The organism is Streptomyces sp. NPDC002701 (genome assembly GCF_042889045.1).
In the GTDB taxonomy this organism is placed as follows: Bacteria; Actinomycetota; Actinomycetes; order Streptomycetales; family Streptomycetaceae; genus Streptomyces.
In genome coordinates this window covers 315,020-326,684 of the sequence record NZ_JBIAQL010000007.1, presented here as the reverse complement: position 1 = coordinate 326,684, position 11,665 = coordinate 315,020, and the positions used below count along the sequence as shown (strand labels likewise).

Here is an 11,665-nt window from a genome sequence, read left to right as displayed (position 1 = left end):
AACCTGCACCCGCGCCCGGACCCGCACACGGACCCGTGATCGCACCCGCCGCCGACCCGGGCACGGGCACCTACCCGGCCACGGGCGCCTACCCGGTCACCGGTGCCGACGACCTCGACCTCGCGGTACGCCTGCTCGCCGCCACGCCCACCCACGAAGGGCGGGACCCCGCACTGCTGCGCCGCTGGGCCGAGGCCGCCGACGCGTTCGGCGCGGCCCTCGAACCCGGCCCGTGCCATGCCCGGATCGTGGAACGCGACGACGGACTCGACGAGTTGCTGCTCGCCCGCTACACCTCGCGTCCCGCCACCGTCGAGATCTGCACCGACACCGTCGACCGCGCCGAACAGCTCATCGACGAACTCGGCTGGCGCTCCTGGTACCCCGTCGGATCCGTCCGGGCCGCGGCCCTCGCCCACGAGACCGCCCACGAGCACTTCCACCACAAGCGGACGCGGACCGCGCTCAAGGAGGCGATCGGGCACACCGCACTGCGCCTCGGCCGCTTCCGTGTCCTCGCCCATGTCGCGGGGGCCGAGGAGATCGCGGCCCACGCCTACGCCCGTGCCGTCTGCGGACTCGGCCGCAGCCCCCTCCTGCTGACCGCCGCGCTCGCCGCCGCGGTCGGCGCACCCGGAAGAGAGAACTGAGCCATGGGTGTCGTCATCCTGCTCGTCATGGCCGCCGGTGTCGCCGCCATGCTCACCCGCAAGCTGCCGACGGCGTTCGCGCTCGTCCTCCTCGCCGTCGTCATCGCCTTCGTGGCCGGAGCCCGGCTGACCGGCGAGAACAGCGTCCTCGACACGGTGCTGCAGGAGGGCGCGCCCGCGCTGGCCGCCACCATGATCGCCATCGTGCTGGGGTCGTGGCTCGGCAAACTCCTGGAGGAGACGGGCGTCGCGGCCACCCTCGTCCGCAAGATCGTCGAGTTCGGCGGTGACCGCCCGGTCGTCGTGGCCCTCGGCGTGCTGGCGGTATCCGCCCTGGTCGGCACCGTCACCGGGTCCGCCCCCGCCGCGATGCTGGCCGGCCTCATCGGCATCCCGGCCATGATCGCGGTGGGCATCCCGAAAGTGACCGCCGCCGGCACCATCCTGATGGGCATCGCCGTCGGCATCCCCTTCGAGCTGCCGCTGTGGCAGTTCTTCTCGACCGCCCTGGAACTGCCCGTACCGACGGTCCGCGGCTTCATGGTGAAGCTGTTCCCGTTCGCCCTGGTCGCCGCGGTCCTGTACGTGTTCGTCGAGTCGCGGCGACGCGGCGTCGAGCACACCTGGTCCCTCAAGTCCGTGCAGGACGGGCCCGGTTCACCGACCCGCCGGCAACGCCTCGGCGACGCGCCCTGGTACGCGCTGCTCACCCCGGCCGTGCCGCTGGTCCTCGCGCTGGGTCTCGAACTCGCCATCATCCCCTCCCTGTTGGCCGGCGTGCTGTACGCGCTGGTCACCACCACCCGCCCCCGCGAGATGAACAAGCGGCTGCTGCGCACCCTGTACGGCGGGTTCGAGGTGGCCGCCCCGCCGATCGCCCTGTTCATCGCCATCGGCATCCTGCTGGCCGCGGTGAAACTCCCCGGCGCCGTCGACGCGCTCGAACCGCTCGTGAAGGCGGTCAGCCCGCAGAACGCCGTGCTGTTCGTGGGCGTCTTCACCCTGCTCGTGCCGCTGTGCCTCTACCGCGGACCGCTGAACGTGTTCGGGCTGGGCGCCGGGATCGCTGGTGTCCTCATCTCGACCGGGATCTACCCCGCCGCGGTCGTGCTCGGCATGGCCACCTCGTACAACCAGGTCTTCGGGGTCGCCGACCCGACCAGCACCCAGACCGTGTGGGCCGCCCAGTACGCCGGGGTCTCCCCGCAACAGGTCATGGTGCGCACGCTCCCGTACGTGTGGGCGGTCGCCCTCGGCGGGCTGTGCGTCACCGCCGCCACGTACCTCTGACCACCTGCCTCTGGCCGCGTACCTCTCTCCCTGCCTTCCCTCTTCCCCGCTCTTTCCCGCCCGTCCTTCCGGAGTCTGGAGTCGACCATGAACGAGCCGCGTCCCGGCCGTCGTCTGTTCCTGCGCGCCGGTGCCGCCACCGGTGCCGCCCTGGCCGTGGGCAGTCTCGCCGCCCCGGCCGCGTCCGCCCATGCCGCGGAGGGCGGCGCAGCGCCGGCCGCGGCCGCCCCCGGCGGGTTCCCCGACTACACCCACGTCCGCACCCTGCTCAAGCCGTCCCAGCTGAAGTACAACCCGACGGGCGAGATCATCTTCCCGTGCGTCAGGGGCACGGCCGGCCGCATCCCCAACCCGCTGGGCAGGTACTACCTGTACTACGGGCCGCACGACGCGCCCGGCGGCATCTGCCTGGCGTACGGCGACTCCCTGGAGGGCCCCTTCACGGAGTACCCGGGCAACCCGATCGTCGCGAACAAGTGGTCACCCCACTACTCCGTCAGCCATGTCGCCTCCGCGCACGTGATGTGGCACGAGAGCGCCAGGGAGATGTGGATGTACTTCCACGGGGAGAACACGACGACACGGCTGGCCCGTTCCCAGGACGGCGTCAACTTCACCTACGACAAGGTCGTCCTGTCCACGTCCATGCTGCCCGCCGGCACGACCGAGACCTCGTACGCCCGGGTCTTCCCGCACGAACTGCCCTCCCGTGGCGCCCACTTCGTCATGGTCTTCATGCTGAACAACACCAGCAACCACCGTGACATCCACTGGGGCTGGTCGGCCGACGGGCGCACCTGGACCTTCGACCAGCAGCCGCTGGTCCGGCACAGCGACGTCGGCGCCGTGAACATCGGCGGCCCGCACCTGCTGTACCGCAACAACAGCACGTACGTCGTCTACAACAAGGACAAGAGCAGCGGCGGCGACCTGATGATCACCGAGGTGGGCAACGACTTCGGCAGGCGCGCGCATCTCGGCGTCTTCTACAACTCCGTGTCCACCGCGCCGGAGAGCGGCCGCGCCGCCGCCCCGTCGTTCGGTACGGACGGCGGCGTCCCGTACATGATCTACGAGGCGGGGGACCGCCTCGCGGGTTCCATCGCGATGGCCCGCGGCTGACGGACCGGGCCGGGCCCGGGTCGGACCGGCCCGGACCGGTCCGGCGCCCGACCGTAACCGATGTTGGTCTAGACCTTGACGTGTCCTGTTCATGGGGGCACTCTGAGAGCGCTCTCAATGGACCGTCAGGGTCCGCTTCTTCCGTACCTCCGCTCCGGCGGGACGCGGCCCCCCACACGTCCGTCCATCCGTCGCACATCAACTCCGGTGGTGATGAGGCCACCTGGCAGGAGGACGAGCATGCTTCCCCTACGGAAAACGCTGGTGGCGCTGGCCGCCGCGGCGGCCCTCGGCACAGGACTCACAGCGGTGGGCCCCGTGTCCCACGCCGAGGCCGCGGCCGCGGCGGTACCGACGACCATCCCGCTCGAGCTGAAGAACAACTCGGGGCGCGGGGACCAGGTCTACGTCTATGTCATCGGGACCCTGCTCTCGACCGGCCAGCAGGGCTGGGCCGACGCGAACGGCACGTTCCACGCCTGGCCCGCGGGCGGCAACCCGCCGACCCCCGCGCCCGACGCGTCGATCGCCGGGCCGGCCAACGGCCAGAGCAGGACGATCCGCATGCCGAAGTTCTCCGGCCGGGTCTACTTCTCGTACGGCCAGAAGCTCGTCTTCAAGCTGACCACCGGCGGTCTCGTGCAGCCCGCGGTGCAGAACCCGAGCGACCCGAACGCGAACATCCTCTTCAACTGGACCGAGTACACCCTCAACGACTCCGGGCTGTGGATCAACAGCACGCAGGTCGACATGTTCTCGGCCCCCTACGCGGTCGGCGTCAAGACCGCCGCCGGCGCGGTCAAGACCACCGGACACCTGAAGCCCGGCGGCTACAACGCCTTCTTCAACTCCCTGCGCGGTCAGTCCGGCGGCTGGGCCGGCCTCATCAGGACCCGGTCCGACGGCACGATCCTGCGCGCCCTCGCGCCGGGCCACGGCATCGAGGCGGGCGCCCTGCCCGGCACCGTCATGAACGACTACATCAACCGGGTGTGGAGCAAGTACGCCTCGTCCACACTGACGGTGACCCCGTTCGCGAACCAGCCGGGCACCAAGTACTTCGGCCGGGTCTCCGGCAACGTCATGAACTTCACCAACAGTTCCGGCGCCGTCGTCACCTCCTTCCAGAAGCCCGACTCGGACAGCGTCTTCGGCTGCTACAAGCACCTGGACGCGCCCAACGACCTGGTGCGCGGTCCGATCTCCCGCACCCTGTGCGCGGGCTACAACCGCTCCACGCTCCTGACCAATCCCAACCAGCCCGACACGAGCAACGCGGGCTTCTACCAGGACGCGGTGACCAACCACTACGCCAAGAAGATCCACGAGCAGATGGCCGACGGCAAGGCGTACGGCTTCGCCTTCGACGACGTCGGCGCCCATGAGTCGCTGGTCCACGACGGCGACCCGCAGACGGCCTACATCACACTCGACCCGTTCAGCTGAGCGACGACAACGGCGAGTCCTCACAGGCGGCCCGGGCGGGCGGCGGTCTCCGGACCAGGCCGACGGCCCGGGCCGCCGGGCGTGCGCGGCCGTCGTGGACGACGACCGCGGGGGCGGCCGTGCTGAACAGCCGGCACCTCTCCTCCGTACCACCCCGTGGACCCATGCCCGCACCAGCGGGACCAGCACGGACACGGAGAGGCACGTGCCACAGCAGCCGCAACAGTCACAGCGAGGACGTACCGGCCGCACCCTCGTCGCCCGCACGGTGCGCGGCGCCGCCCTGACCGCCGGCCTGGCCCTGCTGCCACTGGCCACGGCCTGCGGCGGGGGCGGGGACGGTGCGGCGAAGGCCGGGACATCGGAGGAATCCGCGATGTCCGCTCCCTCCGCCGGGGTCGTGGCGCCGGCGAAGGTCGAGGTCATCGCCGACCTGGCCGGCTGCGAGGTCACGATCCGCACCGAGGCGGACGAACTGCGCGAGGGCGTCTGCCGCTCGGCCGACGGCGACTACCTCATCACGACCTTCCCCGCGGAGAAGTACAAGCTGACGTGGCTCGACAGTGCGGCGATCTACGGGGGCAAGTATCTCGTCGGTCCGCAATGGGCCATCAGCGGGAAGCCGAAGACGCTCGAGACCCTGCGGGTGAAGGTCGGCGGAACCATCCAGGACCTGGCCGCCCGCTGAGCGCGGGGCGCGGCCCGGGAGACACGCTCTGTGCCTGCCTGTGCGACACTTCGGGCACCTCGGGCGGGGTGCCGGGCCCGGGGCCGGCGGGGCCCCGGGCGGGCACTGTCAGCCGGTGTGCACCTTCAGCGCGGTGCGGACGGCGGATTCGAGGGCGCCCTCGATCCAGGCGGGCTTGACGGACGTGTGACACCCCGCGAAGTGCAGCGGCCCCTCCGAGGTGGGGATGTCGGGGAACAACTCCGCGTGCTGGCCGGGGAAGAGCACGGACGCCTCGCCGTAGGCGTAGTGGTCGCGCATCCACGACTGGGTCTTGCACTTGCCGGTGAAGAACACCTCGCAGCGTCGGCCGAAGACGGCCTGCACCCCGGCCAGCGCGCGCAGATACCGCTCCTCGTCCGCGTACGCGTCCCACTTCAGGGCGTCGTCGGACCAGCTGTACGAGGCGAGGACGATGCCTCCGTCGGAGCCCTCCATCGGGTGGGCGTGCTCGAAGAACATGAAGCGGTTGGCGTTGTCGCTCACCGAGCCGCCGCCCCGGACATGAGCGGCCTCCGGATCGCCGTTCCCGGCGGGACGGAAGGCGGTGAAGCACTTCTTGAGTTCGCCGGGAAGGGTCGCCCCCAGATCCCGCACGGACCGGTGTGCGCCGAGGTGTCTGCCGTCCCTGATGCGGCCCTTCTCGTACTTGGCGTAGAGGCCGTCCTCGATGGAGTCCAGCGCCTCCTTCCACTGCTCCTCGGTGAACTCCCACCAGCGCCGGGAGAACTCGATCAGCACCTTCGTCGCGGCGTCGTAGTGCAGTTCCGTGATGGCCCGGCGCTTGCCGTAGGTCAGCGGCGGGTCGAAGGCCACGTGGCGCAGTCCGGAGAAGGGCACGGTGACGATCACCTCGTCGCCCTCGAAGACCTCCGTGACACCCCCCTTGCCGGTCTGGCAGTCCTCCGACACGGTGTGCACCTTCACCTTGCCGCCGCCGCGCTCGATGCGTACGGCCCGCCGGTCGAGTCGCACCTTGCCCTTCACCGGCGCGTACAGCGCGTCGACGAGCACCGCGGTGCCGCCCTTGAGCTCCCAGAACTTGGTCTTGGGGTCGATGAGCGCGCTGCCCAGGAAGCTGTGCAGGAAGGAGAGATGCAGGCGCGAGGTCAGGTTCTGGACGGTGCCGATGAGGTCGATGGTCCGGGTGTCGAGCCCGGCGACCTCGGTGAGATACCGGTACATGGACCAGTGGCCGTACCGCTTGAGGACCTTGACCCACCCCTCGACGAGGGCCCTTCCCTCCTTGCCGCGGATGAGCAGGTGCGCCGGTTCGAGGGCGGCCGCGAGGATGGCCGAGGCGGTCTTCGTGCGGTTGGGTCCCTTGACGCCGAAGGTGTCGTTGATCTTCTCGGGGTGCTTCTCGTAGTCGGCCCGGCGCATGTGGACGCCGTTGATGTGCATCCAGGTGCGGTTGGCGCGCTTCGTGGGGTTGTCGACCTCCACGTCGACGAGCAGGAACTCCTGGCGCGGCAGGTCGAACTTCTTGATCAGCGCCATGAGCAGCGGATGGCTGTCGGGCAGTCGCATCGCCCCGGCCTCGGCGTACTGCCTGGGGTCGGCGAAGGGCTGTTCCCCGTTCTCGTGGCCGCCCTTGCGGAAGGTCTTGATCCGGCCGCCGACGCGGTTGTCGTTGGCCTCGATCACGACGACGTCGTGGCCCACCCGGTTGAGCAGGTCGGCGGCGAGCAGTCCGGCCGGTCCGGCCCCGACGATCAGGACTCGTTTCGAGGCCCTGGCGCGGCTCGGCGGCAGACCGTTCTCGACGGCCTTCAGATAGGACGGGACGAGGGACTTGTCGTGCTCGTCGTAGACGACGATGGCGCGGGCGACCTTGGTGTACGAGGCGGGATCGACACCGGGCGGCGTCGCGGCCGGTGCCGCCGACGGGAGGACGGCAGGGGTCAGGGCGGTCGCGGGCGCGACGGTGGCGGCGGTGAGTCCGGCGGCGAGGGCGGTGGCACCGGTCACCGTGACGACGGAACGCCGGGTGGGCGGCGTGCCGGGCGTCCGAGGGGGCGGGAGAGGTGAGGTGTCCGTGTCCGTGGCGTCCGACGCCTGGTGTCGTCCGCCCGGCAGGTCCGTGTTCGTCCGGTCCGGAAGGTCCGCGTCTGGGGTGTTCATGTCGTGTGTAGTCATCGCGATCATGCTCGGCGCACGACCGGCGCGGAACCAGGGCATTCACACGGACGAGGAGCTCAAACCACCCGATACGTCGGATGGTGAGGCGCCTTGTCAACGTTCGCCCCCGCCCGTCAACGTCCGGGCGCGGAACGGATGTTCGCTGTTCCGCCGGGCGCGGGGACGACGTTCCGGGAGACCGGGGGCAGTTCCGCCTCGAGTACGCCCCACCGCGTCTTCCCGCCGGCCCCGTTCTCGGCCGCCTCGCGAGCGGCCTCGGCGATCATCCCGCGGTCCGGGTCCACACCGGCGGCCTCGCCGAACAGGTGGACGAGGTCCAGGGCGAGGACGCCGGGTCCTCAGCCGACGTCGAGAAGGCGTCCCCGCCCGTCGAGTTCCAGGGCGTCGGCGAGGGCGTCCGCCAGCCCGGGGGCGTACGGGAGCCGCCCGCGCCGGTAGTGGGCGGCGGTACCCGGGAACAGCGTGTCGTCCCACTTCCATTCGGTGGCCATGTCCGCCTGCCGCCCCTCACCGCGATCGTGTCCTGCCCGGCGGACCGATGATTCCACGGCGCGCGGCACCTACCGGTCGTCGGACCGTGCGGTCAGTACGAAGGCCAGCAGCGCCGTCGTGGTGAAGTCCAGAGCGGGCTCCACCGTCTGCCAGGCACCGACGTCGTCCAGATATCGCGCCCCCTTGCCGTCGAAGTCCTTCCAGGACCCGGCCGGCGGGGCCGCCGCGCACTTCCTCATGGTCGGGAAGCTGTTCAGCTCCGCCAGCTTCGCCGCACCGTTGGGGCCGTTGACCACGGCACCCCGCAGAATGGCACCTGTGCCGTCGTGGCTGCCGCGGAGGTTGGCCAACTGGTGTTCCGGGCAGTGCGGGAAGACCTCACCCGCACCGATCACGAAACTGCTGCCCCACGGGTTGGCTCCGAGGGCCCAGCCCCGCTGCCGGCCCGCGAAGGCCGCGTAATGGGTGTCCCCGGTGGCCGAGGCGTACAGGCGCGCGGTGGCGACCAGCCCGAACGTGTGCGGGACGGCGTCGAAGTCGTCGTAGACGGCGCCCGCCCCGAACGGGTCGTCCGCGGCGCGGGCGACACCGTCCTCCAGCTGGCGGCGCAGATCCTCGTACAGGTCCTCGGCCCCGATCCCGTGCGCCCGGCCGCCGTCCAGGACGGTGGCCAGGTCGGCGTGGGCCAGGGCGCTGACGTCCGCGACGCCGAGCGTGCCCCGGACGTCCGAACGCAGGTACTCCCGGGCCCACACGGCCGCGTCGTCGGCCCAGCCGCTCTCCCGGTCGTCCCCCAGCTCCCGTGCGGCCAACGCCAGTTCGGCGCCGCCGAACTCCATGTCGTCCTGCCACGAGTCCTCGGGATAAAAGGCCGACGGGATCGCGGTGAGGGGCGGCCCGTCGGGGTCGGTGTCGGCCAGCGCGTACACCTCCGCGGCCTTGTCCAGCCAGTCCTGGGCCTCCTCCTCGTCCGTGGCGGCGGCCCGCTGCGCGGCGAGGGCGAAGGCCGCGGTGACCCGCCCCGCCAGACTGGGACTGATGACCTCGCCGGGCTCGGCGGCACGGAAGACCGGCCGGTGCTTGATCGTGTGGTCCGGGTCACCGGGCGACACGTCGAGCCGGTCGTCGGCCTCCGGCAGCCGCCACACGTCGTGATCCGTGCGTACGGCGTCGTTGCCCACGCCGACGCCGACCTGCGCGTAGAGCGTCCCGGTGTCCTCGTCCCACATCCGGTCCAGCCAGGCCAGCCCGTGCGTGGCCTCCGCGGACAGCTCCATCATGTCCGGCACGTCGCGCTGCGCGAGCAGAAGCGCGGCGGTCGCGTAGGAGGTGGTGCCGGTGAACTTGAGGAAGTCTCCCGCGTCGAACCAGCCACCCGAGACGTCGACCCGGTCACCGGTCGGGGTCAGCCGCTCGTCGAGCAGCTCGGTGCCCTCCTCGTCGTACTCCGGCGGGGCGTGGACGGCCGCGTCCCGGTCGGCGAGATGGGAGGGCCCGTGCCGCAGGGCGGGCGACCGGCCGTCCCGCGGGGCGGCGGGGAGCACATCGGCTCCGTCGCGCTGCGCCTGGAGGAAGCGGACGTTGTCCCGGACGAGCGGGGCCATCAGCTCGCGGGCGCCGGCGACCCGGAAGGCGGGCGAACGGCCGGCCGCGGTTCCGGTCAGGACGACGCGGTAGGTGCCCGGGGTGTCCAGGGCGGAGAGGTCGACGGTGCGCACCGAGGAGTACCGCGCGTTCCAGCGGCCGGTGGAGGACCCGAGCCGTCCCGCCGTGACCACGTGGTTCCGGGCGTCGACGACCTCGAAGCGCGCTCCCGCCAGTGCGGTCGCGGGCCCCATGACGTAGGCGCGCTTCGTCTCGCCGCGCACATAGCCGACCTGGTCCACCCTGACGGCCACCCCGGTCGGGGGATCCTCGGCGCCGTCGCCGAGAGGCAGACCGTACAGGCCCGCGGCGACGAGCAGGATGCCGAGTCCCGCCGCCGCGAGAACCAGCCGGGGTGTGCGCGAAGAGATCATGCGCCTACGGTGCCGGACCCCTCATGAGATGGCCAAACCCGGGCCGGCTCCCGCGGTCGCGTCAGGGGGACACGGAGGCGCTGTCGGTCCGCGTCTCCAGGGCGCGCAGTACGGCGGCCATGTCCTCACCGCCATGGCCCTGTTCGACCGTCTCGCCGTACAGGGTGTGGCAGATGTCCAGGAGCGGGGAGGCGATTCCGGCCCTTCGAGCGGCCTCCGCGATCAGCCGGTTGTTCTTGAGGACGTCCGCGGCCGCCGCCTGCACGGTGAAGTCGCGGGTCCGCAGCTTGGGAGCCTTCCCCCGGGAGACCGCACTGGCCATGGGGCCCGCGTCCAGGACGTCCTGGAGCAGGCGTTGGTCGAGTCCGTGCCGGCCGGCGAAGTGGAACGCCTCGCTCAGGCCGGTCACCAGCGTGATCAGGAACAGGTTCACCGAGAACTTCATCAGCAGCGCGCCCGGCACCGCTCCGCAGTCGAACGTCTCGCGGCACATGGCGGCGACCAGGGGCCGCACGGCGTCCACGGCGGCACCGTCGCCCGCCAGCATGCCGACCAACTGCCCCTGCTCCGCCGGGACCCGGGACCCGGAGACCGGGGCTTCGACGTAACGTCCGCCCGCCGCCCGGATGTCGTCCTGGAGAGCGGCCGAGTACTCCGCCGAGGTCGTGCCCATGTGGACGACGACGACCCCGGCGACGCGCGGGGCGAAGTCCGGGGTGCCGCGCCCGAGCACGGTGTCCACGGCGGCCTCGTCGGCCAGCATGAGGATCACCGTGCCGGCCCGGTCGAAGACCTCGGCGGGGCTCGCGACGGCCTCGGCTCCGGCGGCCGTCAGGGGTGCACACCTGGCCGGGGTGCGGTTCCAGACGACCAGGGGTGTGCCGGCGCGGGCGAGGTTGAGGGCCATGGGCCGTCCCATGACTCCGAGACCGACGAAACCGACGTACACGATGCGCTGCCCTTCCTCGACCGGCACGGCGGAAGCCGGCAGCGGGAGCCGACAGACCGACTATGACAGCGGTCATGGTAGCCGCGGTCATGACGGTCGTCATAGAGTGGCGCCGGAACAATCGCCACCGGTGCTGGAGGTCGGAGATGGCGGCGGGGACGACCGGGCGCGGGCCGCGCGAGCGGATGGTCTTCAGCGCGGCCCAGCTCATCCGGCGCGGCGGAGTCGCCTCCGCCGGCATGCGGGAGGTCGCCGTCCACGCCGGGGCGCCACGCGGTTCGCTCCAGCACTACTTCCCCGGTGGCAAGGAGCAGCTCGTCAACGAGGCGGTGGGCTGGGCCGGCCGGTACGCGGGCAACCGTGTCGACCGCTTCCTGGCCGCGCTGTCCGAGCCGACGCCCGGCCGCCTGTTCGCCGAGATGGTGCGTCAGTGGACCGACGAGTACGAGTCCGACGGGTTCGCGGGCGGCTGCCCGGTGGCCGCCGCGACGGTGGACTGCGCGGAGTCCACGGCGTCCACACGGGAGGCCGTGGCCGCCGCGTTCGCTACGTGGACCACGCCGGTGGCCCGCGCGCTGACGGACCTGGGCGTCCCCGCCGGGCGGTCCGACGCACTGGCGACGCTCATGATCAGCGCCCTGGAGGGGGCGATCCTCATGGCGCGGGCCGAGCGGGACGTCCGCGCGCTGACGACCGTGGCCGACGAACTCGGCCCCGTCCTCGACGCGGCGGTGCGCGGCGCGGAGGTGGCCGAGGCGGCTGCGGGCGACGCGGCGGTGGGCGAGGCCGGCTGACGGTCGCGCGCCGCCCGAGCGCGCCGCTCGGCTCC

The 11,665-nt window shown here is 71.8% G+C and carries 9 protein-coding genes and 1 pseudogene; 6 read left to right on the top strand and 4 right to left on the bottom strand.

What is annotated here, in order from left to right; all coding sequences use genetic code 11:
* Positions 1-35: 35 nt before the first annotated feature.
* The 5 genes from ACFYXC_RS21875 (at position 36) to ACFYXC_RS21855 (ending at position 5,196) form a co-directional block, all read left to right on the top strand.
* Positions 36-650 (top strand): hypothetical protein, encoded by a 615-nt coding sequence (locus tag ACFYXC_RS21875; protein ID WP_389553710.1) that lies wholly within the window; start codon positions 36-38, stop codon positions 648-650.
* A 3-nt stretch (positions 651-653) separates the two neighbouring features.
* Positions 654-1,940, top strand: coding sequence for a TRAP transporter large permease subunit (locus tag ACFYXC_RS21870; protein ID WP_389553709.1), 1,287 nt, complete (start codon positions 654-656; stop codon positions 1,938-1,940).
* Positions 1,941-2,027: 87 nt separating this feature from the next.
* Positions 2,028-3,062, top strand: coding sequence for a hypothetical protein (locus tag ACFYXC_RS21865; RefSeq protein WP_389553708.1), 1,035 nt, complete (start codon positions 2,028-2,030; stop codon positions 3,060-3,062).
* Positions 3,063-3,302: 240 nt separating this feature from the next.
* Positions 3,303-4,508 carry a glycoside hydrolase family 64 protein gene (locus ACFYXC_RS21860; RefSeq protein ID WP_389553707.1) on the top strand — a complete coding sequence of 402 codons (1,206 nt, stop codon included), beginning with the start codon at positions 3,303-3,305 and terminating at the stop codon, positions 4,506-4,508.
* 205 nt (positions 4,509-4,713) lie between these two features.
* Complete coding sequence (locus ACFYXC_RS21855; protein ID WP_388906011.1) at positions 4,714-5,196, top strand: hypothetical protein; 483 nt, start codon at positions 4,714-4,716, stop codon at positions 5,194-5,196.
* A gap of 108 nt (positions 5,197-5,304) precedes the next feature.
* On the opposite strand, the gene ACFYXC_RS21850 is transcribed toward ACFYXC_RS21855, so the two are convergent.
* From ACFYXC_RS21850 to ACFYXC_RS21835, 4 genes and pseudogenes are all read right to left on the bottom strand, one after another.
* Positions 5,305-7,374, bottom strand: coding sequence for a flavin monoamine oxidase family protein (locus ACFYXC_RS21850; RefSeq protein ID WP_389553706.1), 2,070 nt, complete (start codon positions 7,372-7,374; stop codon positions 5,305-5,307).
* 182 nt (positions 7,375-7,556) lie between these two features.
* Positions 7,557-7,868: pseudogene (locus ACFYXC_RS21845) on the bottom strand (methyltransferase domain-containing protein); the annotation flags it as partial.
* 69 nt (positions 7,869-7,937) lie between these two features.
* Positions 7,938-9,887 carry a glycoside hydrolase family 9 protein gene (locus ACFYXC_RS21840; protein WP_389553705.1) on the bottom strand — a complete coding sequence of 650 codons (1,950 nt, stop codon included), beginning with the start codon at positions 9,885-9,887 and terminating at the stop codon, positions 7,938-7,940.
* A gap of 61 nt (positions 9,888-9,948) precedes the next feature.
* Positions 9,949-10,836 (bottom strand): NAD(P)-dependent oxidoreductase, encoded by an 888-nt coding sequence (locus ACFYXC_RS21835; protein ID WP_389553748.1) that lies wholly within the window; start codon positions 10,834-10,836, stop codon positions 9,949-9,951.
* A 146-nt stretch (positions 10,837-10,982) separates the two neighbouring features.
* On the opposite strand from ACFYXC_RS21835, the gene ACFYXC_RS21830 reads away from it, so the two are divergent.
* Complete coding sequence (locus ACFYXC_RS21830) at positions 10,983-11,630, top strand: TetR/AcrR family transcriptional regulator (protein ID WP_389553704.1); 648 nt, start codon at positions 10,983-10,985, stop codon at positions 11,628-11,630.
* The last annotated feature ends 35 nt before the right edge of the window (positions 11,631-11,665 follow it).